Origin of the sequence: Granulicella sp. L56, assembly GCF_009765835.1 — a bacterium.
Lineage (GTDB): Bacteria > Acidobacteriota > Terriglobia > Terriglobales > Acidobacteriaceae > Edaphobacter.
On record NZ_LMUS01000001.1, the window covers coordinates 153,373 to 178,408 of the forward strand.

Here is a 25,036-nt window from a genome sequence, read left to right on the forward strand (position 1 = left end):
AAAGCAGTGTACGATTCTCTAAATCTGTTTAGCAGCAAGTTTGCGTTTGGGAGAATGTCGATGAGGCTTTCACGGCGGGAGTTTTCAAAGCTGGGTGCGATGGGATTGGCAGCGCAGGTTTTGCCTTCAGTAAACGCGGAGGCGCAGGGTGGCGAGCGGCAGATTGGGTATTGCGTCATTGGTTTGGGACGAATCGCGGACCACTTCATCGGCGGTGTGCAGGGTTCTTCGACCTCGAAGATTACCGGGCTGGTGAGCGGGCACCGGGACAAGGCAGAGAAGTTTGCGGATCGGCTGGGCATTCCCAAAAGCTCGATCTACAGCTACGAAGATATGGACCGGATGCGGGACAACAAGAGCATCGATGCGGTGTATGTCGCGCTGCCGAACAGTATGCACGCCGAGTACACGATTCGGTCGGCGAAGGCGGGCAAGCATGTCATCTGCGAGAAGCCGATGTGCACCAGCGTCAGCGATGCGCAGGACATGATTGCGGCCTGCAAGGCGGCGAATGTGAAGTTGATGATCGCCTACCGGTTGCACTATGAGCCAACCAATCTGCGCGCGATTGCGCTGATTCGGCAGGGAGCATTGGGCAAGGTACAGGTGATTGAGAGCGCCAACGGCTTCTACGAGAATCTCGGCGAGTGGAGGTTGAACAAAGCGCTGAGTGGCGGCGGACCGATGATGGATGTCGGCATCTATTCTCTGAACGCAACACGCTATTTGACCGGCGAGGAGCCGGAGAGCTTTACCGCGTCCATCTCGACCATCGACCATGATGGGCGTTTCGATACGGTGGAAGAGAATACGACCTGGACGACGAAGTTTCCTTCGGGAATCCTGGCGAGCTGCTGCACAACCTATGGCGCCAGCATGAGGAGCTACTATCGCGTGTATGGATCGAAGGGCTGGCTGGAGGTGGGGTCGTTCGGCTACGACGGATTGCGGTTGCAAGCGAATTATCGCAGCGGGGAGAAAGGTTCTCCCGCGACAGTGCTGGACGAGCCGAACACAGAGCCCGATCCGAAGCAGTTCACGCGCCAGTCGGACCACTTTACCGAGTGCATTCTGCAAAACAAAACGCCGAAGACTCCGGGCGAAGAAGGGCTGCGGGACATGCAGTGCATACAGCAGATCTATAAAGCGGCGGGGGTTGTGGCGCTGTAAACAGCGTTATGGCACAATTTTTGCGAATTATTTACTGAGAACCTATCCAAAGCTTTTCTCACTGACTGATTGGCCGATCAGGGGACGTTAATGGCCTGCGCGCCTTTGGGACCGAACCAGGCTATGCCGTCGCCGAGCATGACCTGTCCATTGCGGACGAACATGTCATGCGGCATGGCATCCCTAAACGCGTCGACGCAGGCCGGGGTGAAGATCTGATTCCACTGTGAGGAGAGCAGGGCCGCGGTATTGACCATGCGGCTTTTGCCATTGCGGTTGATGCGCAGGGGGAAATCGACATAACGGGCAGCGGACACGCGGTCCCCAGCGAGGACGGCTTTGTAGAAGTTTTGCACGCGAGACTCGAAGGCTGCATCGCTCTCGCTGGTGACGTCCCCATACCACCGGGCGTTGGTGAGGCCCTGAGAGCTTTGCTGCATCTGCAGCTTGACTGGGTACGAGCTGTCGTTCTTCATCCATCGGCCTTCCATGCCGACGCTATTGTGGAAGTTGAGCGACTTGCCTGCCTCGCTGCCGTTGCCTTTGAAACGAAGGGCAAACTGACCGCCTTCGGAATTAAAGAGAATGATTCCTGTGCCTTGCGTGCCTGCCTGAAGAGGAAGGTCCTTGAGATCGCTTGCGTAGAAGTAGTGGCCACCGGTGACGGTGCCAGCCGCGTTGGCCAGCAGCGTCATGCCGATGCGGCTTTGTCCCACCATGCCAGTGAAATTAAACCGTTCGACGGTGCCCTGAGCGTACGCAACGCCAACTGCGAGGACGAGAATGAGAGCAGCGATGGAATGAGTTAGCTCGTTTCTTCTGTATCGGTTCAACCGACGCCTCCGTCGCAAGGTTTAGTGGGGGTAAGCATAACAAATGAAGCGCGCTGTTTTACCAGGCGTGGTGGAAGCCGTCCTTTTCAGTGAGCTGGACCTCGGTTTGGAAGAGGTCGCTGAGCGTGGGCGCGGTGAGGAGTTCGGATTTCGGGCCGTCGCCGATGATGCGGCCATCACGGAGCAGGAGGATGCGGTCGATCTCGGGGATAATGTCGGCGATGTAGTGGGTGATCAGGAGAATGCCGGTTCCCTGCTGTGCCAGCTTGCGGAGAAGATTGCGAAGTTCGCGCTGGGCGCTGATGTCGAGCGCATTGGATGGCTCGTCCAACAGAAGCATCTGGGATGAGCCGACGAGAGCGCGGCCAATCATGATACGGCGCTGCTGTCCGGCGGACATCTCGCCCACGGGTTTATTGACGAGGTTGACGGCATCGATCTGTTCGAGGACTTCGTCAGCGCGCTCGCGCATGGCGGCAGTGACGGTGAGGTTGGGCCAGAGCGTGCTGCTCGAAAAGAAGCCGGTGAGGACGGCGTCACGGCCGGTGGTATGCAGCGTAGCCTTGCCGGGAAGCTCGGCGGAGACGACGCCAAGACGCTTCTTCAGCTCGGTCAGGTCCCAACGGCTGCGGCCGAAGATGTTGACGCTGGTTTCTGGCTGGACGATGGGGTAGCACTCGCAGGTGATGGTTTTGATGAGGGTGGATTTGCCGCAACCGTTGGGGCCAAGGATCGCGATATGCTCCCCGGTGTTGACGCTGAGGTTGATGTCGTGGAGCACCATGTTGTCGCCGCGCGCTACGTTAACGTGTGTCAGTTCGAGAAAAGGTGGCATCGTATCTTTATCGTATCTTTAAGGATCGATGGTTTTGCGCGATGGAGGAATGATGGCAACCGTGTTCGAGAATGACGATCAGCGATTGGCGTATGCCTTGCTGCGAATTGTAGTGGGGCTGAACCTGCTGATGCATGGAGTAAGCCGCATGTTAGCGGGCCCTGGAACGTTTGCAGCTCACATGGTGGGACAATTCGCGCACGCTCCACTGCCGGTGTGGAGCGTGTGGTCATTCGGCATGGTGTTGCCTGCGATTGAGGCGTTGCTAGGGCTGCTGCTGCTGATCGGGCTGCGAACACGCGCGGCGCTGGTGGCAGCCAGCCTGCTCATCATGGTGCTTACCTTTGGGTCGGGACTGTTGCAGGAATGGTCAACCGTAGGGTCCCAACTCATCTATGCGCTGGTCTATTCGGTGCTGCTGTTTTTGCTGCGGTATAACGGGTGGTCGGTGGATGCCTGGATGCTTCGCAGCAACAAACAGGCATCCTCGCCAACGGTTTAGCGGTTGCCCAATCCACCGAGAATGGAGCCGACAATGCCGCCGACGACTCCACCTTCCGCCGCCTGCTCGTTGCGCTGCGCAGGCATGTATTCCATCAGTTGATGAGCGAGTTTGGAGATAGGCAGCGTTTGCAGCCAGACTTTGCCGGGACCGGTGAGCGCAGCGAGAAAGATGCCATCGCCACCGAAGATCATGTTCTTGATTCCGGGAACGCGCTGGATCTGGAAGCCGACTGACGACTGAAACGCCCCGACGTGACCGGGATGGACGCGCAGAGTTTCTCCAGCAGCGAGCTCCTTGAGGACAACTTCGCCTGAGAGTTCGAGCCATGCCGTTCCCTGCCCGCTTACCTTTTGCAGCAGGAAGCCATCGCCGCCGAAGACGCCTGCGCCGAGCGATTGCTGGAAGCCGACGCCGAGTTCGATCTCGGGCGTGGCGCAGAGGAAGCCGTGGCGGTGGACCATGTACTCGTGCCCGGCGGCGACCTCGACGGGGAGGATGTGACCAGGGACGCGGGTGGCGAAGGCGATCTCGCCGGTGGCTCCAATGGCGCGGTATTCGGTCATGAAGAGCGAGCCGCCGCCGGCGACGCGACGGATAGCTCCGAATATTCCGCCACCGCCGGCGTGCTGGGTGTGGGTCGTCATCTGGACGGAGGCGGACATCCACGAGAGCTCTCCGGCCTCGGAGATGATGGCATCGTTGGGACCGAGGGAAAATTCAAGGACGGGCATGGTGGTGCCGAGGATGCGATTCTGCATAAGTCTCCTTGCGCAACTTGCTGCGGCGTATCGAGTCTATCGCGCCTTGTGAACGGGCCTACGGGCGCTCTCAACCTGTACGAAGGTTAAGACGCCTCAGTTCACTCTTTGGTGAGAACGGCTACTTCGTCTCTGTCGCTACAAAGCTCCTCACGATGACGCCTTCCGTCTCGAAGTGCGTCACGCGATGGTCCGTGCTGTGTCCCATGAATACAGCCTTTCGCAGAAGCGTGATCAGCGGACGAGAGCTTTCAGGAAACCAGCGGTCGTTGGCCTGATCCCAATCGACGACCATGTTGTAGGTCACATCGCACTTCGGGCAGTGCAGCGGCGTCTCCAGCCAGCGATGAAATGCTGCATTCGGCAACTTGCCCACCGGGTCTGTGCCCGAACGAATCGCTGCAATCTTCAGGTTCATTGAACTTCAGCTTAACACTCCCATCCTCGCCCTTGCAGATTCGCAAAAGCTGAACGCGATATCCTTCAAGGGTGGTGATTCCCTTCTGTATCCAGCCCGGCTCATTCGCGCTTTCGCTGGCGACGTGGGGACTTCCGTTCGACGCCAGTGCGCATGGCCCGGCCGTCGATCACCATCTGCTGCTCAATCTCTGGATCATCCTTGGTCTCGCGGCGCTGGCACATCTCATCCTCCTTGTCGGCCTCGTCGCTCGCCGCCGTGCCGAGGCCACAAGCTGGCGCGTCGAATATCTTCCACTCGCGGCGCTGACCATCCTCTTCGCCTTCCTGACCATCCGCGCAGAACGCCTCTGGGCTGCCACCCGCTATACCGGTGCCGATCCCGCCGCATTACAAGTGCAGGTGGTGGGCGAACAGTTCGCGTGGTACTTCCGCTATCCCGGCACGGACTACACCTTCGGCATCACCAGGCCGCAGCTCGTCGACGCAGGAGCAGGCAATCCGCTCGGCATCGACCCCGCCGACGGCCACGGCGCGGACGACATCGTCACCTCGGAGCTTGTGCTGCCCACAAACCGGCAGGTCGATCTCCGCATCAACTCGCTGGACGTCATCCACGGCTTCTCCGTCCCCGAGATGCGGCTCAAGCAGAACGCCGTTCCGGGCATGACCATCCACGTCCACTTCACGCCAAAGGTTCCGGGGACTTATGCCATCCTCTGCACGCAGGTCTGCGGCATGGGACACTACCGCATGAACGCCAACCTGCGCGTACTGCCACCCGAAGAATTCGCAGCGTGGCTCGCCGCAAAACAGAAGTCGGTGCAGCCATGAGTTCATCGAAAAATTCAGCGCCGCGCCACTACCTCTTCAGCACCGATCACCGCGTCATCGGCGTCCAGTATCTTGTGCTCGCGCTGGTCTCCGTCACCATCGGCACGCTGCTCTCGCTGCTGATGCGCATCCATCTGGTATGGCCGGATCGCATCGTTCCCTTCCACGGCCCCATCCTGCCCGAAGACTATCTCGCACTGGTCACGATTCACGGCACCATCATGCTCTTCTTCGTGCTCACCACCGCACCGCAGTCGGGCTTTGGAAACCTCATCCTTCCGTCACAAATCGGCGCTCGCCGCATGGCGTTTCCGGTGGCTAACGCTGTAAGTTTCTGGCTGACCGCCGCCGCGCTTGTCATCCTGCTCAGTTCCACCTTCGTTCCCGGTGGCAGCGCCATCTCCGGCTGGACGGCCTATCCCCCATTCAGCGCCATCGCCAGCGCAGGACCGGGCCAGGGCGCAGGCATGGATCTGTGGCTGGCGAGCATCGCCGTCTTTGCCGTCGCCGGAACCATAAGCGCCATCAACACCCTCGTCACCATCATCAAGCTGCGCTGCGAAGGCATGACGTGGGACCGCATCCCACTCACCGTCTGGGGCTGGTTCACCGCCGCCCTGCTCAGCATCATCGCCTTCTCTGTACTACTGGCGGCACTGCTGCTGCTGTTTTGCGACCGCCACGCCGGAACCAGCTTCTTCGTGCCCACTGGCGATCTCATCAATGGAGTCATCCACGCCGCCAGCCATCCCGGCAACGGTTCTCCATTGCTGTGGCTGCATCTCTTCTGGTTCTTCGGACATCCCGAGGTCTACATCGCCATCCTGCCCGGCCTTGGCCTGACGTCAATGTTGCTGGCCAACTTCAGTCGCCGCCGCGTCTTCGCCTATCGCATGATGATCGTCACCACGCTGCTCATCGGCTTTCTCGGCATCCTGCTCTGGGGACACCACATGTTTGTCGCCGGACTGAACCCCTATGCCGCCTCCGCCTTCGCCGTCTCCACCATGGCCATCGCCATTCCTGCCTCTGCCAAAGTCCTAAGCTGGCTGGTCACCGTCTGGCGCAGCCGCCCGCACTACACCACGGCGATGCTCTTCTCCCTCGGCTTTGTCTCGCTCTTCATCACCGGCGGCCTTACCGGCCCCGTCCTCGCCCAACCTATCCTCGACGAGTACCTGCACAACACCTTCTTCGTCGTCGCCCACTTTCACCTCATCATGGCTATGGCAGGAATCTTCGGCCTCTTCGCCGCCACCTACTACTGGTTCCCCCTGATGACTGGCCGCCTCATGTCCGAATCCCTCGGCCGCCTCCACTTCTGGACAACCATCCTCGGAGCCTACGCCACCTTCCTTCCCATGCACCTCACTGGGCTGATGGGCGAGCCACGCCACTACGCCCAGCTCATCGGCGTGCCCAACGCCGCCGGACACCTCCTCGCCGGAACCCTGCCGCTCAACCGCTTCATCACCTGGTCGGCGATCTTCCTGGCCACGGCCCAGCTCCTCTTCTTTGCCAACCTGATTCACAGCCTCCGCTACGGCAAGCCTGCTCCGCCAAATCCCTGGCAGGCGACCACGCTCGAATGGCACCCTGCCCTGCATCCCAACGCCCCCGCCGAAGCGTCTGAAGAACGGATCGTCGTCTATCGGCAACCCTGCGAATATCTGGCTACCGCTGGTGAAGAATTAATCCTTCCGCAATGGAGCACCGAAGCCATCCCGAACATCAAACCGGAGTAAGCTGTTCTGATAGCGTGCGATGAAAGGCCGCCATGCCAACAACCATCACGCCGACTAAAACCGAACCCAAGCCGAGGCGTCAGCTAGAAGACCACGACCACGGTTCCGGTCGCAGGCCACCAACCGACAAACGCACCGGCGGCGGTGGCGATAACGACAACTGGAACGACCGTCCCAACGGCCGCCGCGGCCCGCGCGAGCGCCTCGTGCGCTACCGCATGGGCATCTTCTTCGCCCTCGCCAGCGACCTGATGTTCTTCGTCGCCATCGTCAGCACTTTCTTCGTCAGCCAGTCCACCGGCCACTTCGACGCCTACAACAACTACGTCAACGAGTGGTCGCCGACGCTCATTCCGCCCATCCTCTGGCTCAACACCGCCGTCCTTATCCTTAGCTCCATCACCATGGAGACCGCCCGCCGTCGCATGTTCCACGAGGTCGACGTCATGGACGAGTGGCTCGGCCTGGGCAAGCCCATCACTCGCGCCGCCATTCCCTGGGTCGCCGCCACCGTCGTTCTGGGCATCGTCTTTCTCATCGGCCAGTGGATCGCCTGGACCCAACTTGCGACCCAGCACGTCTTCTTCCTCTCCAACCCCAGCAGCCACTTCTTTTACCTGATTACCGGCGTCCACGGAATCCACCTCATCCTCGGGATCTTCGGCCTTGCCGCCGCACTGGTCGGACTCTACGTCTCGCGCTCGCTCGAAACCCGCCAGATCATGGTCGATTGCGCTGCCTGGTACTGGCACTCGATGGGAATCTTCTGGCTCTTCCTCTTCACCCTGCTGGTCTTCTTCCAATGAAGCGCACAGCCCTCGGTGCGCTTCTGCTCTTCGCGTTGCTAAGCACCGTTCCAGCCTTCGCGCAGGGCTGCACGCAATGCCGCGACAACACCGCCGCCACACCGCCAGCCACCCAGCGCGCCTACCGCCACGCCATCATCCTTATGGCAGGCGCAGGTTGCGGACTCTTCATCGCCACGCTCGTTCTCCTCAAGCGGCAAAACTAATAGACCACGGATTATTTCCACGCCACCCAAAATCAACGTCATCTCGACCGGAGCGCAGCGGAGTGGAGAGACCCCTGTATTCGTCTTTCGTCCGAGCAGATCAATAAGGCAAACCCTTCGCTCGTTCCGCCTTCATCGCTCGCATGTACCACTCGAACTCATCGAAAAACTTCCCACTCCTCTCCGCGAGTTCCTGCGTCAATGCGACTCCGTCCTTGCTCAAAGCATCGCCAACCTTGGGAATGGGCTGTATCGACGGAATCGAGGGCATTCCCGTCTCTGCCAGCATCGCGCGTAATTGCATCGCCGCCCTCACCCCGCCAAAGGCAGTCGCCGAATAGCAGACAATCGCCGAAGGCCGAAAGAAATACTCCTCCAGAAAGTAGTCGATCAGGTTCGACAACCCCGGCGAAATACTGTGGTTATACTCCGCGCCGATAATGCAAAACCCATCCGTCCGCGCGTACAGCTTCGCCAGTGGGGCGAGCTTTTCGTGCAGCTTCGCATACTTTGCAGGAGGATCTTTCTTGATCTCCTTCCACATCTTGTCCAGCAGCGGCAGTTTCAGCTCCGCGGCATCCACCAGCACCGCCTCATGCCCACGCTTTTCCAGTTCGGCGATCGCCCACTTCGCCACGCGAATGCCCATCCGCTCCGAACGCACCGACCCCAGCAAAACGGCAACCACCATTGCAAAACCTCCAGACAACTCTGATGCCAGATACTCCCCCAACGCCATAAAGCGCAGCAAAAAAGAGAGACGGCACCGGTCCTCCGGTGCCGCCTCTCTCTTCAACTAAACTTTGCTAGCGCTTCTTTTTAGCTGGAACAGCTTTCTTCGCAGCCGCCTTGACCGGTTTTCCTTTAGAGGCTGTCTTTGCAACTGCCTTTACCGGAGCCTTCTTCACCACAGCCTTAGCAGGAGCCTTCTTCGGCGCTGCCTTCGGCGCTGCCTTTGGCGCTGGCTTTTTAGCAACAGTCTTCTTCACCGGAGCAGCAGCTTTCTTCGCCACTGCTTTCTTTACAGGAGCCTTCGCAACAGCCTTCTTCACCGCTACCTTCACCGGAGCAGCCTTCTTTGCCGGGGCCGCTGTCTTCTTCGCTGGCGCAGCAACTTTCTTAGCCACTACCTTCGCAGCCACCTTAGCGGGAACAGCCTTGACCGGAGCGGCAGCCTTCGCAGCAGCGGCCTTCACCGGCTTGGCCGCAGCCGCCACCGGAGTCTCCACGTTTACCGCACCCTCCGCGCCTTCCTCGGCGACAACAGCCTTCTTCCGGCTCTTAGCGGGCTTGGCCTCTTTCTTCGCCACTCGCGCCCGGCGTAGATGTACTGGCGGCGGTGGCGCAGGGGGCGAATAAGGCTCAAGATAGGCCTTCAGCTCTTCCACCGTGCCCAGCTTCTCATCCATCAGCTCAAAGAACAGCTTGTCCAGCAGCTCCTCGTATCGAGGAACTCCCGGAACGATCCTCATCTCCTGCATCAGCGTATGGGGCAGCTTCTGCTTCGCTTGCGGCCATTCGGTATAGAAGCTCTTGAACTTCGCCTGCACCGTAGCAGCCTTGGCAGTATGCGCCGTCCACAGGATCGCCTCGGGTTTGGACGAGTAGAGCAGCTTCCATGCCTGCGAAGGCAGCGCCGCTCCCTTGCCCGAAAACAGCGCGGCAAACTCCTTGGCCTCGCTCTCCAGCGCCTCAATCTCGCCAACAAATCCCTGCCGAGGGAAGGTCTTCTTCAGCGCCGATACTTCCTTGGGAGCCATCTTCGCCGTCAGCAGCGAGAAGTTGGCCACCGAGCCCTCAGGATGAATGCCCTGCAACTGCAACTGCGTGTGCGTCGCCCGCAGCCGCTCCAGCTCCGGCACATTCGCCTTCGCCGCGCTCAACGCCGGGGCGAGATGCTTCATCCATCCCTCAGCCTCCAGCCGCTTCAGCACGCGCAGCGGGTCTTCCTCGTGGAAGATCTCCTCCGTCTCGTAGCCGCGATGAAAGGCGTCGAGCGCCGAGACGTAGCCTTCCTTCTTGCCGGTCTCGTAGCGTTCCTGGGTCTTCTCGTCCATGTGCCAGCCCAGCCGGGCTCCCAGACGGACCGCGCGGATCATCCGTACCGGCTCTTCAATAAATCCGTAGTTGCTCACCAACCGAAACTCACGGTTTTCGATGTCAGCCACGCCGTTCAGCGGGTCCATCAGAAGACCGTATGAGCCGTCATTCAGAGAGATCGCCATCGCGTTGGCGGTAAAGTCGCGCCTCCGTAGGTCCTCGAGAATCGTCGCCGATTTGTACACCGGCTTGCCCGGCTTCGGATAGGTGACCGAAAGCGTGCTGCCGATCTCTATCCTTACGCCATCGGAAAATCGCGCGTAGAAGGTGTGCCCTTCCTCATGCTCGCCGGAGATTTTTCCGCCAGCTTTCTCTATATCTTTCTTTAGCTTGAGAGCATTTCCCTGAACCACTACATCCAGGTCACGCACCGGCGACCCGCTGGTAAGGTCACGTACCGCTCCGCCTACCAGAAATACGGTAAGCCCTTTGTTACGCGCAGCTTCGCGCACCGTCCGTAGCGACGCCTGCTGGGCTTGCGAGAGGCGGTTTTCGAGCAGGTAGATGTAGTCGGCCATATCTGCTGCGTACACTCCATGCCGGGTCTTAACCGGGACGCGCCGCTCGCCCTAAAGTGCGACGAATCAACCGCTTAGAAAGATCTGTGAAGCTAAGCACAAAACGTCACTTTACCACATAGATGACAGATTGGCTACCCTTTGTGCACCTTTTTCGTTGCGATGTTTCCATTCATGCGACAATCCGCCAGACTATGTCTTCGTCCCGCAAGAAGGTCATCGTGCGCCGCATCACCGGAGAAACCGTCCCCGGCTACCTGCCGCTGACCGCCTTCGTGCGCACCGGAACGGTGGACCTGCTCGACCTCAGCGGCCACGTCATCCCCATCCCCCTCAGCGACATCAAGTACATCTGCTACGTCCGCGACTTCAACCTGAGCGACACCGCTAACCCTGAACGCCTTAGCCGCCGCACCTTTCTCGCCCGCCCCCGCACCGAGGGCCTCTGGCTGCGCCTCACCTTCCGTACAGAGGACACGCTGGAGGGGCTTGCCCCCATCGACGCCTCCCTGCTCGACGACCTCATTGGCGATGCCGGACTTCAGCTCATCCCGCCCGACATCCGTTCCAACACCCAGCGCGTCTACGTCCCGCGAACCGCCATCACCGATCTCCAGCTCCTCGCCGTCATCACCACCCCCTCACGCAAGAAGCCGCTCCCGGCGTCTGCCGCCAACTCCCTGCAAAGCGAGCTCTTCAACGCGCCCCTCCCACCTAACACCCGGCCTAACTAGAAACTCCTCCCCGCGCTACAATCCGAACCATGAAGCTCGCCGACCTAGCCCAACGTCTCGGAGCCACCCTGCACGGCGATGGTGCCGCAGAGATTACCGGAGTCGCCGCCATCGATACCGCCGCTCCGGGCCACCTCTCCTTCATTGCCAATCCCAAGTACGCCTCGCTGGCCCGCACCACCCAAGCCACAGCCGTCCTCGTCGAGCCATCCTTCTCTGAGATCTCCACCGCCACCCTCCGCATCGACAACCCGTACCTCGCCTTCGCCCACGCTATCGAGCTCTTCTATCATCCACCCGTCTACGCTCCCGGCATCCATCCCACGGCTGTCGTCGCCTCCACGGCAAAGATCGGAGCCAACGCCCACATCGGAGCCTACGTCGTCGTCGGAGACCATGTCGTCATCGGCGACAACGCCACCCTTCTGCCCCACGTCGTCCTCTACCCCCACGTCCGCGCCGGTAACCACCTCTTCGCCCACGCCCATGCCGTCGTCCGCGAGCACTGCCATCTCGGCGACAACGTCATTCTGCAAAATGGAGCCATCATTGGCGCCGACGGCTTCGGCTTCGCCAAACAGGCAGGCGTACCTCACGGTAAAAGCTGGTACAAGATCCAGCAGTCAGGCCCAGCAGTTCTTGAAGACGATGTTGAAGTCCAGGCCAACGCCTGCATCGACCGCGCCAGCATCGGCGAGACCCGCATCCACGCCGGGGCCAAGATCGACAACCTGGTGCAGGTGGGCCACGGCTCGACCGTCGGCAACGACACTCTACTGTGTGCCCAGGTGGGGTTAGCCGGATCGACCACTATCGGCCGCGGCGTCATCCTCGCCGGACAGGTCGGCGTCGCCGGACACTGCACGGTAGGCGACGGGGCCATCGCCACCGCGCAATCGGGAATCCCCAGCGACGTCGCTCCCGGCAAGATCGTCAGCGGCTACCCTGCCATCGATAACCGCCAGTGGCTCCGCTCGGTGGCCCTCATCAATCGGCTGCCTGAACTTCTGCGCAGCCTCAAGTCACCAAAATAACCGCTGAGAGAGTGACTTCCGGCGATGCTGGAGCATCAAAATAACTAGCTGATGGTCAATCCACCTGAGACGCGCACCGGCGACAGCTCAGTGTCGTTAAGTCCTCCTCACGTTCGCGTCCTGCTGCTCGACGACGAACCCGACAACCTGTTCCTCCGCGCCACCATCCTTCGCCAGCACGGCTACGATTGCGTTCCCGCTTCCACCATCGACGAGGCAATCGAACTCTTCAACAGCATCGACATCGCCGTGCTCGACTACCATCTCGGAGCAGGCCAGTTTGGCACCGAAGCCGCTACCCTGCTCCGACGCAGCCGCCCCTACGTCCCCATCATCATCCTCTCGGCCACCCTCGAACATTTTTTCGGAGGAGCCGAGGACATGCATCTGCTTAAGGGCCACAGCTCCATCGAGGACATCCTCTCCGCCCTCAGCTCGCTCGAAGCCAAACGTCGCGGCGCTCCCGTCGTCGTCGACGCGCGCGACTTCTTCTACTCCCGCATCGCGATGGCCATCGGCTCCGATGTTCTGGTGCAGATCTTCGACAGCCGCAGCATCTGGCTCTACTGCAACGAATCTGCCGCCGGATATTTCGGCCAGCCCCGCGACTGGTTCCCCGGCCGCAGTCCCGCCATCGAGATGCCCACCTTGATGCGCGACTGGCGGGAGATCGTCCAGACCGTCTCCCACACCCGCGAGACCTACATCGACCGCACCCATCGCGGTCTGCTCAACACCCCAAAGCCAGACGAGCAGAACATTACCTGGAGCGTCCTGGCCTTCCCCATTACCCTGCACGACGACCGCAGCGGAGTCGTCCTAACCGCACGCATCCTGGACCGCTCCCCCGCAGCCTTCGCCTAATGATTCGTCGAAGCGAGCACACGGGGCAGATAAAACCGAAAGAACTCATCGGAGCTGGAGTGCAGACAAACATTGGTATTTGGCGCACCCTGCTCCGGCACCGTCATGCCTTTGTCGTCAACACGAATATGCATCGGGGTCGTAGGACACAGCGCCGGATCGACCGCATAAGCAACCGCCATCGCATCGAAGAGCGTAGGCGTCTCACTTCCCCACTGCTGGTACAGAATCGCAAGCTGATCGGTCAGCCGTGATCCATGGCTGAAGACGGATTGGCGCTTTGCCGCATCGAGCTTCAGGATCGTCGCATCCAACGGCATCACAAAGATTGGCACACCCGATGCGAACAACTTCTGCGCCGCGCCGATGTCCATCTTGATGTTCCACTCCGGCTCCGGCACTTTGTCATCGCCATAACCCTGACGAATTGATCCGCCCATCAACACAACGCGCTTCAATTTGCGAAAGGTCCCGGGATCGCGGTCGATCATCGCTCCAATGTTGCTCAACGGAGCAATGGCGATCAGCGTAATCTCGCCGGGAGATCTGCGGATGAGATCGAGCGACGTGCTGACGGCATCGGGGTACGGATGCGAAGGCTCAGGCTGCTGCTCCGCATAGGCGCGCTGCGTGAAGACATTGCTAGTGTGTGTCGTCACACCCTGCGCCACCGGAACCTGCGGCAGACCGGCATCACGCAGAAAATGCTCCAGCAGCCTCGCACGCAGATGCGTGTCGCCGTATCCTGCATCGATCTGAAGCACCTGAAGCTCAGGACTGCGAAACGCCAGCGCCACGGCAAACGCATCGTCGATGTCATCGCCGATATCGGTGTCGATGATGACCTTCTGCTTCACAACGGGACGCTTCGCGACAGCGATAAGACCGCCCGCTAAAAGCAAGCCGAGCGCAGATGAGAAGAGAATGTGCCTTACAAGCATTCGAAGCCCTCTAAATTCTTCAGAAACGTCATCTCGACCGGAGCGCAGCGGAGTGGAGAGACCCCTGTATTTGCCTTTGCTTCTGCCGCTGGCTATCGTCTCCAGAAAAATCAGATCACAGACCAGAGCAGTTTGATTCAGGAGAAATCCTATCAGCGCGCGAACCTATAGCGGCAACTTGGACAAATCGGCAAACGCCCGAACTGTTACCCTTACCCCATGCGTCCGTTCCGCATCCTTGCGTTTCTCGCCTGCCTGCTTGCCGTCACCGGCTGTCACTCCGCCCACGTACAGGCGACCGTCACCAACCACACGAGCCAGCCCCTGCTTCTGCTCGAAGTGGACTACCCGAGCGCCAGCTTCGGTACGCAGATGCTCGCTCCCGGCGCAGATTTTCACTATCGCTTCAAGGTGCTCGGCACCGGCAAGATGCAGCTTACCTACACCGACTCGTCCCACCACGATCACAAGTCGGAAGGCCCCTACCTCGATGAAAAAGCTGACGGCCCGGTACAAATCACAATAGCTCCTGATGGCGTCCACTGGCAGACCAGCCCCAAAACCACCATGCAGGCACCTCCCAGCTCATAGCCACCAGCCGATAAGCGCAAATTAGTCCTCGCCCGGCGCCCGGCCTACATGCGGCTCATTGGTGACGTTGACTATCGGCTCCTCGCTCTGGTTCTTCCGCCTTCGATTCCTTCCGCCAAAGAACATGAAGAGGACGATCGCCAGCGCCAGCACGAACAAAAATATAATCACCATAAAATCCCCATCCGCCCCATTTCTTCAGGCAGGGGCCTTGCAGTCATAGCAGCGCGATACACGCTGCCTCTATGTCCTTGGATGCCATCCCTGCGCGTTGAGATAACCTGTCTCCATGGCGCGCGGATATTTCATCACCTTCGAAGGCCTCGACGGCTCCGGCAAGACCACCCAGCTTCGCCTGCTTGCGGCCTCGCTCACGGCGGCAGGCCGCAACATCGTCACCCTGCGCCAGCCCGGAGGCACCGCACTCGGCGACCGCATCCGCGGCATCCTGCTCGACTCCCGTTCCGAAGCCTCGCTCGGCCCCATCGCTCCCGCCACCGAGATGGCGCTCATGTTCGCCGACCGCGCCCAGGCCATCGCCGAGATCATCGAGCCCGCCCTCGCCTCTGGCAGTATCGTCCTCTGCGACCGCTACACCGACTCGTCCGAGGCCTACCAGGGCGGAGGCCGCCAGCTCGGCAGCGAGCGCATCCTCGCCATGCACGCCGCAGCCTGCGGCAACCTGCAACCCGACCTCACCCTGCTCCTTCTGCCCTCGCTCGAAGGCTCGCTGCGCCGTGCCCGCCGCCGCAACCAGCGCCACACCCGCCAGCAAGGCACCGACGAAAATCGCTTCGAGCGCGAGTCCGACGAGTTCTACGGCCGCATCTACGAGAAGTACGAAGAGATCGCCGACCGCGAACCGCGCCGCGTCCTTCCCATTCGCGACGAAGCGCCCATCGACGAGATCCACAATCGCATCGTCGAGATCGTCACTACCCGGCTAGGCACACCAACACTATGACCACACGGGCGAACTCCAAGTGGAACCTGCCGCCCGGCCTCAAACACTCGCTGCCCTTCTACGCCAACAAGCCGTGGGTCAAACTGGGCTCGCCCATTCTGCTCTTTGAGCATCTGCATCGCACCTACGGCCCCATTGCCCACTATCGCTTCATGGGCACGCCCATCGTCTTCCTCAACGATCCCGAATACATTCGCGAGATCCTCATCAACCAGGCACCCGCGTTCGTCAAAGAACGCACCGTGCGCCGCATGAAGGTGCTTCTCGGCGAAGGGCTCATCACCTCCGACGATCCCATACACCTGCGCCAGCGCCGCATCGTCGCTCCAGCCTTTCATCGCCAGCGCATCGCCGCCTACGCCGACCAGATCGTCGCCAGCGCCGCCGCTCATCGCGACCGTTGGCAGCCCGGAGAGAGTATCGATATCTCCGCATCGATGATGTCGCTCTCGCTCGAGATCATCGCCCGCACTCTCTTCAACACCGAGGTCACCGACGATATTCGCCGCATCAACGAAGAGGTCAACACCATCATGGACCTCTATAACTTCCTCGTCGTCTTTCCCCGACTCGAATCCTTTTTGCACCTCCCCATCCCCGGCATCATCAAGTTCCGCCGCTCGCGCAATCGCCTCAACGCCGTCGTCAATCGCCTCATTCGCGAGCATCGCGCCACCGGCATCGACAAGGGAGATCTACTCTCCATGCTCATCGCGTCGCGCGACGATCAGGCATCCACCACGGAAAGCCAGCAAGGCATGTCGGACGAGCAGATCCGCGACGAAGTCCTCACCATCTTTCTCGCTGGTTACGAGACCGTGGCCAACGCCCTCACATGGACGTGGTATCTGCTCAGCCAAAATCCCGAAGCCGAGGCCAAGCTCCACGCCGAACTCGATGGCGTCCTCGGCACTGGCACAGAGGCACGCCTCCCCACCCTCGCCGACTATCCCAACCTTCGCTACACTGAGCAGGTCTTCGCCGAATCCATGCGCCTCTATCCGCCTGCGTGGGCAATGGGCCGCATGTCAACGAAGCCAGTCACGCTAGGCCCTTATCGCATCCCTCCGGGAGCCCACTTCTTCTTCAGCCAATACGTCATGCATCGCAGCGCCGAGTACTTTCCCGACCCTCTTCGCTTCGACCCTGACCGCCACACGCCAGCCAACAAGGCGGACCGCCCACGCTTCGCCTACTTTCCCTTCGGCGGCGGCGGACGGCAATGCGTCGGCGAAGGCTTCGCATGGATGGAAGGCGTACTCGCCATCGCCACCATCGCGCAGCGTTGCCGCTTGAGATATGAGGGCACCGCTCCCCCCGGAGTGCAGGCCAAGATCACGCTACGTCCAGACGGCCCCCTGCGAATGCAGCTACTCGCCCGCTGACAACGCGCTCAAATACATAAATGAGTGCGATTCAATCGATTAATCGCTATGATGCGAAGCGGACAAAGTATCGCCGCTTACCAACCTGCGAAATCAATCGCCTGTCTTCAGCGCTAAAGAACGAAAAGGAGCACTTCACCATGCAGCAAAAGATGCGCCCGCGAAGAAGGTCCATTACCGCCGCCCTGCTGTCCACCGCCTTGTTATGCACTGCCTCCATTTGGGCACAAGCGCCGCAGCCGGACACCGATGCGATGCGCAGCCGCGTTGACGCCATCATCGGCAAGATGACCCTCCAGCAGAAGCTCGAATACATCGGCGGCACCGGCTTCGCTGTTCGCGCCATGCCCAGCCTCGGCCTGCCTGCCTTCGAGATGTCCGACGGCCCTTACGGTACCCGCAGCAATGCCGGCTTCCCCTCCACCACCTACGCCGCAGGCATTAACCTCGCCGCCTCGTGGGACCGCGATCTCGCCGCACGTGTCGGCGAAGGCATCGGGCGTGATGCCCGCGCACGCGGCGTCAACTATATGCTCGGCCCGGGCGTCTGCATCTATCGCTCGCCGCGCAACGGCCGCAACTTCGAGTACTTCGGCGAAGACCCCTTTCTCGCCGCGAACATCGCCGTCGGCTACGTCACCGGCATGCAGAGCCAGGGCGTCAGCGCCACCATCAAGCACTACATGGGCAATAACTCCGAGTTCCTGCGCCACGACTCCGACTCCATCATCGGCGAGCGCGCCATCCGCGAGATCTATCTCCCAACATTTGAAGCAGCCGTAAAAAAAGCCCGCGTCGGCGCCATCATGGACTCCTACAACTTCACCAACGGCATTCACATGACGCAGAACGGATACTTCAACACCGAGATCGCGCGCAAGGAGTGGGGCTTCCAGGGCGTGATGATGTCCGATTGGGACGCGACCTACGACGCCATCGGCGCAGCCAACGGCGGCCTTGATATCGAGATGCCCACAGGCAAGTTCATGAACCCCAAAAATCTTACCGACGCGGTCAAGAGCGGCAAGGTCTCTGAAGCCATCATCGACGAAAAGATCCGCCACCTCCTCATGACCGCCGAGCGCTTCGGCTGGCTCGACCGTCCACAGACCGATACCTCGGTCCCCGTCTACGACGCAAAGAACAATGCGACCGCACTCGATGCCGCACGCGGAGGTCTGGTTCTGCTGAAGAACGAAGGCAAACTCCTCCCACTGGATAAAACACAAATCAAGTCCATCCTCGTCGTCGGACCGGACGCCTACCCCGGTGTTCCCGTCGGCGGCGGCAGCGCAGGCGTCCAGCCCTTCCACACTGTCAGCGCGCTCGAAGGCATCACCGCGCTCGCCGGTTCGGGCGTCACCGTCTACTACGACCGCGGCCTGCCCACGCTTGCCGAACTTGCCCGCACCACCAACTTCGTCACCGAAGCACACAACGGTAAGCCGGGGCTGACGCTTGAGACCTTCCACAACAGCGATCTCTCCGGCACACCCGCTTCCACCACGATAGCCAGGCACATCAACAGCGAAGGCGTTAGCTGGCAGAGCCTGCTGGCCGCCAATCCCGAGGCCATGGCTACCATCTTCGCCGGGGGCGCCAGCCACGATTCCAGCCAGCGTTGGAGCGGATACTACGTCGCCGACCACGCCGGAAAATACATCGTCGCGCTGCAAGGCGCAGGCGAAGGTAACAGCAACCGCGTCTACCTCGACGGCAAGCTCCTCTTCGACGACTGGAAGATCGTCCGCGCCTTCCAGCCACACGTCACGCTCGACCTCGCTGCCGGGCCGCACAAAGTCGTCGTCGAAGAGGGGCTCCACTCGCCCGTCGGCGGACGCATCCGCTTCGCCATCGTTGAAGAGAACAAGATCGTCGACGCCAAAGCCAAAGAACTCGCAGCCAAAGCCGATGTCGTCCTCATCGCCGCAGGCTTCGATGCCGATAGCGAGTCCGAGGGCGGCGACCGCACCTTCGATCTCCCTTACGGACAGGACGCGCTCATCCGCGACATGGCTGCCGCCAACAAGAAGACCATCGTCGATGTCACCTCCGGCGGCAACGTCGACAGCGAAGCCTGGGTCAACGAAATTCCCGGCTACATCGAAAGCTGGTATGCAGGTCAGGAGGGCGGAACCGCATTGGCCGAAGTCCTCTTCGGCACAGTCGATCCTTCCGGCCACCTTCCTGCGACCTTTGAACGCCGCGCGCAGGACAACCCCACCTACAACAATTACTACACCGAACCCAACTCAAACCGCATCGTTTACAAGGAAGGCATCTTCGTCGGCTATCGCGGTTACGAGCACAATCACGTCAAGCCGCTCTTCCCCTTCGGCTACGGCCTCTCGTACACCACCTTCAAATTCGCCAACCTCTCCGTCACGCCTGACAACGCGACGTCTTCTCCCAACGTCACCGTCTCCTTCGACGTCACCAACACCGGCGAGCGCGCAGGCGCAGAGGTCGCGCAGGTCTACGTCTCCGACGGCCACGCCAAGGTCGAGCGCCCCATCAAAGAGCTAAAGGGCTTCGACAAAATCACGTTGCAACCCGGCGAGACCAAACACGTATCCATCGCGCTCGATGGCCGCTCCTTCGCCTTCTACGACACCGACGCGAAGAGCTGGCACATCGCTCCCGGCAAGTTCGGCGTCCTCGTCGGCGACTCCTCCGAATCGCTTGACCTCAAAGGCTCTGTCGAAATCTCGAAGGAGGCAGCCGCCAGCGCCACCTTCTAATACGAGGTGAGCTTTACTCGGAAGATTCCGCCTTCAGCAGGAAGGCGGAATCCGAAGAACGTCTCGTCTCCATTGAGATGACGGATCGTCTTCCACTGGCCGTCGACGAAGGTACCTTCTTCAACGCTGAGAAACTGTGCGTTCTGCGCTTTACTTCCAAGGACTGGCAGAAAGTCGGCGCGAGCGTCGAAGCCCATGATGATGAACTCGTCAGGAGCAAGCTCGGCGACCAGAGCGCGACCGCTCATCTTCGGGGTCTGCGTGCCGAAGGTTCCACCATACTCGGGGTGCGGATTGCCGAACTGAATTAGGACATCGAAGCGAGAGGAATGGATGAGGCGATCGGTAAGGTACTGCTCCTCGACAGCGGAGTGAAGCTTGCCAGTGCCCTGAAGTGAAGCGATGAGAGGCAGCGCAGGAGCGAGCAGGCGGCAGTCATCGGCGAAGGGCTGCGCGATATCCTTGACCTTGCCTCCGTCCAGAACCTTGTCCAGCCCGAAGGGAGCGTAGCCGAGCGAATCGTAGTCGCCAAGCGCGTAAAAGATGTTGGAGGCGAAGCGCGGCCCACCGGTTTCAGGCACGATGAGCGGATTGTCCTTGCGGTGGTAGCCATCGAGCACGGCGCGATAGTTCACGTAGTCCAGAACGTAATTATCTGGAGCAACGGCATCGAGCGACGGCGTCATCGCCTTCCACAGATCAAGCATGTTCAGAGTGCCGCCACCGCTTGGATAGGCCTCGCCCGGACGCATAAAGTTCTTCTGCTCCCGAAGCCAGACGTTGGCATAGAAAGGGAGCGGATACTCTTTCTTGCCAGCTTCAGCAACAGCGTTGACATAGCGGGAGACATAATAAGCGGCAAAGGTTTCGTTGGCTTCCGGGCCGAAGACTTCAGGCCACGTACCCTCTTTTTTATGGAGCGCCTGAATGACCTTCGCGGGAACCGGGCTATTAAACTTTGTATCCGCTTCAGCAGAGTAATCGCGGTCGGTGAAGAGAGAGCCGGACTCATTCTCAACCTGCACCATGATGACGGTGTGTTGGTCGCCATCGACCTCTTTCAAATGCTTCATCAGAGCGGCAAACGCTGTGCTGTCGGCTTTGAGATTGGTGTCGCTCAACGGAGTAAGCACGCGCACAGGCTGATGGCCCTGATCCAACATATGTGGAAAACGGGCAGCGTCGGATTTGACCCAGCCTGGAGCATAATCCATAGTGCCGTTCTTCCATGTGCCAAACCACAGCATGACGAGATGGAAGTTGTGGGCGCGAGCGGACTGGATGATGTGATCGAAAGTATCGAAGCGAAATTCGCCCTCTTTGGGTTCGACATCTTCCCAATACGCGGGAACTTCGATGGTGTTGATGCCGAGTGCCGCGGCTCCGGGCAGCACGGCATCGAATTGCTCAGGCCATCCGCTGGAGTTGATGACCTGGGCTCCGAGAACGATGAAAGGCTTGCCATCGACCTGCAGCGAGTACTTCCCGTTTTGCTGAACAATCTGAGGCGTCGGAGTAGCTGCGTTAAGGCTGGCAGTAAGCAGGAGAGTGGCGAGGAGCATCTTCATTTCGCGAAGCCTCTTTCATTGAACGCAATGGAGTTTGGGCGCGAGGGAAAGCGTTTACATCGCGCGTGCGAAGAATAGCCTAACGGGCTGTCCTGGACAAGAATTTCAGCCGGTCGGCTTCGTCGTCTTTACCGCTGCGGTGGAAGGTCCACCGAATTGCGTCGTTGCTCAAGATCAACCATCACGTCTTCGCCCTCCACCCGCACCGCAAACACATCCACCCGTTCATGCACCGGATACTCCGAGAGCCCTGTCTGCAGGCTGAACGTCCACGAGTGCCACGGGCAAACCACGGCTTCCCCCTCAAGCCACCCCTGGCCCAGCGGCCCTTGCCGGTGCGGACAGATATTGTCCAATGCCGATAGCGTTCCATTCACATTCGCCAGACAGATCTCTACGCCTTCAACCTCGGCTTCGCTGACCTTCCCTACCGCCGGAGCCTCACCCAATCCGCACAACCGTACCCACTGCGCCACGTCCAAAACCCTCCACTTCCATCGTAGAGCAAAGAAGTAACGTCATCTCGACCGAAGCGCAGCGGAGTGGAGAGACCCCTGTATTTGCCTTTCGTTCGGCAGGCAACGCCTCCCCATCTCCGGCAAAAATCGAAGCCACCGCCGAATGCTAAAGTTCATACAGAACCCTTCATGCCTCGTCCCGCCACAAAAACGCCTAAACACCGCCCACAGCCCGCGCCCCAGCCAGAATCGGTCGATCCCATGTGGCTCGTCAAAGCCGTCGCCGCCACCGTCGGCGCAGCGATCATCTGCGGCTACCTCGCCCTCTGCCTGCTCTTCTATCAAGGCCAGTGGCAGCTTGTCCTCCATCCCGCCCGAACCGCCGCCGCTCCCTCCTCCATCGACGGCGCGCCCTACCAGCTCATCCACTTCGGCCCAGATGAATCCGCTGTCCCCCAGCTCACCGGCTGGTGGATCCCCGCCGCAGCCGAAGCCCGCTACGCGAACACCACCCTGCTCTTCCTCCCTCCCGGCGATGGCTCGCTGGCGAACTCCATGCCCACGCTGACCGCCCTTCACCGCCTCGGCATCAACGTCTTCGCCTTCGACTACCGCGGCTATGGTCAAAGCGCCAACACCCATCCCACCCAGCAGAAGATGGCCCACGACGCCGACTCCGCCTGGCTCTACCTCACCGCTTCAAGGGATGTCCCCGCAAACCAGATCATCCCCTACGGCACCGGAGCCGGAGCCTCGCTCGCAGCCAACCTCGCAGCCATTCACTCCGCCAGCCCAGCCCTCATCCTCGACTCCCCCCACACCGATCTGCTGGACACCGCTCGCCGCGATCCCCGCTCCGGACTTCTCCCCATCGGCCTGCTTTTTCACGAAGACTTCCCGTTGACCGCACCGCTCAAAACCCTGCACACCCCAAAGCTCCTCCTCAGCCAATCCTCCGGCCAGGCCCCCGCCGCCTACCGCACCGCCGCCGCCCCCAAAATCACCGCCGAGTTCACCACCCCCACCGAAGCCCTCTATACCCAGGCCCTCACCCGCTTCCTCGACCAATACGCTCCCGGCGCGCAACTGATACCTACACCGGCACCCGCGCATTAAATAACCCTCAAACCCTCACTCCTCCGCGCTAATTTTAAAGAAGAAACCTTATGATCCGATTTCTGAACAACCTTCAACCATGGGGAGCCCTCTTCCTGCGCCTCGCCCTCGGCCTCTCCATGATCGGGCACGGCTACCAGAAGGTATCGAGCCACGCCGCGCTGCATCACTTCGTCCACTACATCGTCACCCTCGGATTTCCCTACTGGCTCGGCTACATCTCGGCCTTCACGGAATTTGTCGGCGGCATCGTCGTCGTCCTCGGCCTTTTCACCCGGCTGGCCTCGGGCCTCATCGCCATCAACATGCTGGTAGCGCTCTTCACCGTAGGAATCCACCAGGGCTTCAGCGGCTACAACTACATCAGCGACCTCGCCGCCATCGCCCTTATGCTCTGCTTCTACGGTGCAGGAGCCCTGTCCATCGATCGCAGACTCGGTCTCTCTTAAAGAAAAACAAACGCATCCCCAAAAGGAGTGAAGGCCCCCGATACTGTGGGGGCCTTACGTTTACGGTAGGTATTTGCCTTGCGGATAAGGGACGCCGGGACCGAGGGAACTGAAAGTCCGGCAACTGCTGACTACACTCAATAAGACGCCTCTTCAGCAAAAAAGTTGTCCTCCTCTTTCCATCATTTTGTATATTCACATTTTTGATATCCCGAAAACGGAATAGCTATGGCAACCCTTCTAAGAAAACAGGACACACGGCTTCTGAACCGGAGCAGTGGAGAGCGCCTCCTGTATGTCTCCGTTGTCAGGCTGCCTGTCCCCGCAATCACAAAGACTGACCAGATGGCAGGTTTAGACCCAGCGTTTTAATCGTCCGCAGCCAGCTAGAAGATCTGGAAGTTTACCTCGATATTTAGTTCCACCAGCACCGGTTTCCCGTTCTCCATCGCAGGCTTGAACCGCCATTGCTTCACGGCCTCGATGGCCTTCTCATCAAGGCCCATTCCGATTCCGCGAACGACATGGACATGACTCGGCATGCCCTTCTCGTCGATCCAGAGACCAACCAGAACATTTCCGGCAACTTTAGCCTTGCGGGCCTCTTCGGAGAACTCCGGCTCAACCGAATAGATCACCACCGGAGCCGAGACGCCGCCGCCAATCCGTCGCGGGCCGCCACCGGTATTGCCGCCCGAGCCCGGCCCAAGCCCGGAGCCGTCACCCGAACCCAGTCCGGTTCCGTGGCCGTTGCCCATCGACATGCCCACCAGCGGCGAGTTGGCGACGCCGATCTGCGGAATGCTGCTGGCCATGTGTACGTCCTTCTGCACTTCAATGGTCGGCTGAATATTGATTTTAGGCGGCTCCAGCGGAGGCGCCTTCGGCGGAACAATCTGGGTATCCGCGAACTTGGGCGGTGTTCCCTTGGTCACCGGGGTCGTGTCATGCTGGCCGCCACCGCCGCCCATGGCCTGCGTCTTCACGGGCGCCATCGGAGGCATCGTAACGTCGGTCACAACGACTTGCTTGGCGGGAGCGGCAAACTTGATGTTCTTCGCCAGCAAAAAGGCGATCAGCAGGATCACCAGGCCGTGCAGCACCACCGCAATCGCCGTCGAGGTCGGGTCGCGCTTCACCTTCATCCGGTCGACCACGGCAATCGGCTGCGACTCAAGTTGCAGCGGTGGCAGCTTCACCGGGAAGAACACGTCGCGCACGCTGCTCCACAAAGAGGCGAGGGTTCCTTCTTCCTGAATAATCAGGTCGCTCTCCACCGGCTTCGAATCAAGCTGGAGCGGCACTTCCTTCCTGGGGCTGAAGGCGTCGCGAAGGTTCTCAAACAGCGAAGTCCACATCGACCCCTCGGTCTCCTCATTTAAATGAGGAGCATCTGCCGGGCGCAGCTCAGGGGCTTCGTGCTCTGGTTCGTTTTCATGCGGAATCATAGGTATATCAGCCAAA

26 protein-coding genes are annotated in these 25,036 nt (G+C 60.3%); 15 read left to right on the forward strand and 11 right to left on the reverse strand.

The features are described from left to right. The first annotated feature begins 60 nt into the window (after window positions 1–60). Window positions 61–1,170 carry a Gfo/Idh/MocA family protein gene (locus GSQ81_RS00640; RefSeq protein WP_174237922.1) on the forward strand — a complete coding sequence of 370 codons (1,110 nt, stop codon included), beginning with the start codon at window positions 61–63 and terminating at the stop codon, window positions 1,168–1,170. Window positions 1,171–1,247: 77 nt separating this feature from the next. On the opposite strand, the gene GSQ81_RS00645 is transcribed toward GSQ81_RS00640, so the two are convergent. Both GSQ81_RS00645 and GSQ81_RS00650 read right to left on the reverse strand, forming a co-directional pair. Beyond that, on the reverse strand, window positions 1,248–2,003 hold the full coding sequence (locus GSQ81_RS00645; RefSeq protein ID WP_158908828.1) for a hypothetical protein: 756 nt from the start codon (window positions 2,001–2,003) through the stop codon (window positions 1,248–1,250). A 58-nt stretch (window positions 2,004–2,061) separates the two neighbouring features. Further along, a complete protein-coding gene (locus GSQ81_RS00650; RefSeq protein WP_158908829.1) occupies window positions 2,062–2,838 on the reverse strand; it encodes an ABC transporter ATP-binding protein in 777 nt (258 codons plus the stop codon). 49 nt (window positions 2,839–2,887) lie between these two features. Between GSQ81_RS00650 and GSQ81_RS00655 the strand changes: the two genes are divergently transcribed. Next, the gene (locus tag GSQ81_RS00655; protein ID WP_158908830.1) at window positions 2,888–3,340 is read left to right on the forward strand and encodes a MauE/DoxX family redox-associated membrane protein; all 453 of its coding nucleotides are present in this window, start codon (window positions 2,888–2,890) and stop codon (window positions 3,338–3,340) included. Here the strand turns inward: GSQ81_RS00655 and GSQ81_RS00660 are convergent. Together GSQ81_RS00660 and GSQ81_RS00665 are read right to left on the reverse strand one after the other, a co-directional pair. Further along, window positions 3,337–4,101, reverse strand: coding sequence for a TIGR00266 family protein (locus GSQ81_RS00660; protein WP_158908831.1), 765 nt, complete (start codon window positions 4,099–4,101; stop codon window positions 3,337–3,339). The genes GSQ81_RS00655 and GSQ81_RS00660 overlap by 4 nt on opposite strands. Window positions 4,102–4,222: 121 nt before the next feature. After that, the gene (locus tag GSQ81_RS00665) at window positions 4,223–4,519 is read right to left on the reverse strand and encodes a hypothetical protein (protein WP_158908832.1); all 297 of its coding nucleotides are present in this window, start codon (window positions 4,517–4,519) and stop codon (window positions 4,223–4,225) included. A gap of 74 nt (window positions 4,520–4,593) precedes the next feature. Here GSQ81_RS00665 and GSQ81_RS00670 point away from each other — a divergent pair, with 74 nt between their 5' ends. From GSQ81_RS00670 to GSQ81_RS00685, 4 genes are read left to right on the forward strand one after another with little or no spacing between them, the layout of a single operon-like run. Beyond that, window positions 4,594–5,352 (forward strand): cytochrome c oxidase subunit II, encoded by a 759-nt coding sequence (locus GSQ81_RS00670; protein ID WP_254059910.1) that lies wholly within the window; start codon window positions 4,594–4,596, stop codon window positions 5,350–5,352. Beyond that, complete coding sequence (locus GSQ81_RS00675; RefSeq protein WP_158908833.1) at window positions 5,349–7,097, forward strand: cbb3-type cytochrome c oxidase subunit I; 1,749 nt, start codon at window positions 5,349–5,351, stop codon at window positions 7,095–7,097. The genes GSQ81_RS00670 and GSQ81_RS00675 overlap by 4 nt, the downstream gene beginning before the upstream one ends. 32 nt (window positions 7,098–7,129) lie before the next feature. Further along, window positions 7,130–7,903 carry a cytochrome c oxidase subunit 3 gene (locus GSQ81_RS00680; protein ID WP_158908834.1) on the forward strand — a complete coding sequence of 258 codons (774 nt, stop codon included), beginning with the start codon at window positions 7,130–7,132 and terminating at the stop codon, window positions 7,901–7,903. Next, on the forward strand, window positions 7,900–8,109 hold the full coding sequence (locus GSQ81_RS00685) for a copper resistance protein CopC (protein WP_158908835.1): 210 nt from the start codon (window positions 7,900–7,902) through the stop codon (window positions 8,107–8,109). Before GSQ81_RS00680 ends, GSQ81_RS00685 begins: the two co-directional genes overlap by 4 nt. A gap of 100 nt (window positions 8,110–8,209) precedes the next feature. On the opposite strand, the gene GSQ81_RS00690 is transcribed toward GSQ81_RS00685, so the two are convergent. Further along, complete coding sequence (locus GSQ81_RS00690; protein WP_158908836.1) at window positions 8,210–8,800, reverse strand: NADPH-dependent FMN reductase; 591 nt, start codon at window positions 8,798–8,800, stop codon at window positions 8,210–8,212. 115 nt (window positions 8,801–8,915) lie between these two features. Continuing rightward, entirely contained in the window at window positions 8,916–10,727 is a 1,812-nt protein-coding gene (locus GSQ81_RS00695; RefSeq protein WP_158908837.1) for a CCA tRNA nucleotidyltransferase, read from the reverse strand. 194 nt (window positions 10,728–10,921) lie between these two features. On the opposite strand from GSQ81_RS00695, the gene GSQ81_RS00700 reads away from it, so the two are divergent. From GSQ81_RS00700 to GSQ81_RS00710, 3 genes are read left to right on the forward strand one after another with little or no spacing between them, the layout of a single operon-like run. Continuing rightward, the gene (locus tag GSQ81_RS00700; protein WP_158908838.1) at window positions 10,922–11,461 is read left to right on the forward strand and encodes a hypothetical protein; all 540 of its coding nucleotides are present in this window, start codon (window positions 10,922–10,924) and stop codon (window positions 11,459–11,461) included. A gap of 29 nt (window positions 11,462–11,490) precedes the next feature. Then, complete coding sequence (gene lpxD, locus GSQ81_RS00705) at window positions 11,491–12,495, forward strand: UDP-3-O-(3-hydroxymyristoyl)glucosamine N-acyltransferase (protein ID WP_158908839.1); 1,005 nt, start codon at window positions 11,491–11,493, stop codon at window positions 12,493–12,495. A 51-nt stretch (window positions 12,496–12,546) separates the two neighbouring features. After that, window positions 12,547–13,359: a response regulator gene (locus GSQ81_RS00710; RefSeq protein WP_158908840.1), complete on the forward strand. Its 813-nt coding sequence runs from the start codon at window positions 12,547–12,549 to the stop codon at window positions 13,357–13,359. Here the strand turns inward: GSQ81_RS00710 and GSQ81_RS00715 are convergent. Next, window positions 13,356–14,300 (reverse strand): nucleoside hydrolase, encoded by a 945-nt coding sequence (locus tag GSQ81_RS00715; protein WP_158908841.1) that lies wholly within the window; start codon window positions 14,298–14,300, stop codon window positions 13,356–13,358. The genes GSQ81_RS00710 and GSQ81_RS00715 overlap by 4 nt on opposite strands. Before the next feature lie 219 nt (window positions 14,301–14,519). Here GSQ81_RS00715 and GSQ81_RS00720 point away from each other — a divergent pair, with 219 nt between their 5' ends. Next, entirely contained in the window at window positions 14,520–14,891 is a 372-nt protein-coding gene (locus tag GSQ81_RS00720) for a hypothetical protein (RefSeq protein ID WP_158908842.1), read from the forward strand. 21 nt (window positions 14,892–14,912) lie between these two features. Here the strand turns inward: GSQ81_RS00720 and GSQ81_RS00725 are convergent, their stop codons facing one another. After that, entirely contained in the window at window positions 14,913–15,065 is a 153-nt protein-coding gene (locus tag GSQ81_RS00725; protein WP_158908843.1) for a hypothetical protein, read from the reverse strand. A gap of 115 nt (window positions 15,066–15,180) precedes the next feature. Between GSQ81_RS00725 and tmk the strand changes: the two genes are divergently transcribed. The 3 genes from tmk to GSQ81_RS00740 all read left to right on the forward strand — a co-directional run bounded on the left by tmk (window position 15,181) and on the right by GSQ81_RS00740 (window position 19,981). Beyond that, window positions 15,181–15,855, forward strand: coding sequence for a dTMP kinase (gene tmk / locus GSQ81_RS00730; RefSeq protein ID WP_158908844.1), 675 nt, complete (start codon window positions 15,181–15,183; stop codon window positions 15,853–15,855). Further along, on the forward strand, window positions 15,852–17,240 hold the full coding sequence (locus GSQ81_RS00735) for a cytochrome P450 (RefSeq protein ID WP_158908845.1): 1,389 nt from the start codon (window positions 15,852–15,854) through the stop codon (window positions 17,238–17,240). The genes tmk and GSQ81_RS00735 overlap by 4 nt, the downstream gene beginning before the upstream one ends. 140 nt (window positions 17,241–17,380) lie before the next feature. Then, a complete protein-coding gene (locus GSQ81_RS00740; protein WP_254059911.1) occupies window positions 17,381–19,981 on the forward strand; it encodes a glycoside hydrolase family 3 protein in 2,601 nt (866 codons plus the stop codon). Here the strand turns inward: GSQ81_RS00740 and GSQ81_RS00745 are convergent. Both GSQ81_RS00745 and GSQ81_RS00750 read right to left on the reverse strand, forming a co-directional pair. Next, the gene (locus GSQ81_RS00745) at window positions 19,978–21,549 is read right to left on the reverse strand and encodes a DUF5597 domain-containing protein (protein WP_158908846.1); all 1,572 of its coding nucleotides are present in this window, start codon (window positions 21,547–21,549) and stop codon (window positions 19,978–19,980) included. The two genes, GSQ81_RS00740 and GSQ81_RS00745, sit on opposite strands and share 4 nt — an antisense overlap. A 128-nt stretch (window positions 21,550–21,677) precedes the next feature. Then, on the reverse strand, window positions 21,678–22,025 hold the full coding sequence (locus GSQ81_RS00750; protein ID WP_158908847.1) for a Rieske 2Fe-2S domain-containing protein: 348 nt from the start codon (window positions 22,023–22,025) through the stop codon (window positions 21,678–21,680). 171 nt (window positions 22,026–22,196) lie between these two features. On the opposite strand from GSQ81_RS00750, the gene GSQ81_RS00755 reads away from it, so the two are divergent. After that, on the forward strand, window positions 22,197–23,123 hold the full coding sequence (locus tag GSQ81_RS00755) for an alpha/beta hydrolase (protein WP_158908848.1): 927 nt from the start codon (window positions 22,197–22,199) through the stop codon (window positions 23,121–23,123). A 50-nt stretch (window positions 23,124–23,173) separates the two neighbouring features. Then, window positions 23,174–23,572 carry a DoxX family protein gene (locus GSQ81_RS00760; RefSeq protein WP_158908849.1) on the forward strand — a complete coding sequence of 133 codons (399 nt, stop codon included), beginning with the start codon at window positions 23,174–23,176 and terminating at the stop codon, window positions 23,570–23,572. A 386-nt stretch (window positions 23,573–23,958) separates the two neighbouring features. On the opposite strand, the gene GSQ81_RS00765 is transcribed toward GSQ81_RS00760, so the two are convergent. Beyond that, on the reverse strand, window positions 23,959–25,020 hold the full coding sequence (locus tag GSQ81_RS00765; protein WP_158908850.1) for an energy transducer TonB: 1,062 nt from the start codon (window positions 25,018–25,020) through the stop codon (window positions 23,959–23,961). Window positions 25,021–25,036 lie beyond the last annotated feature (16 nt).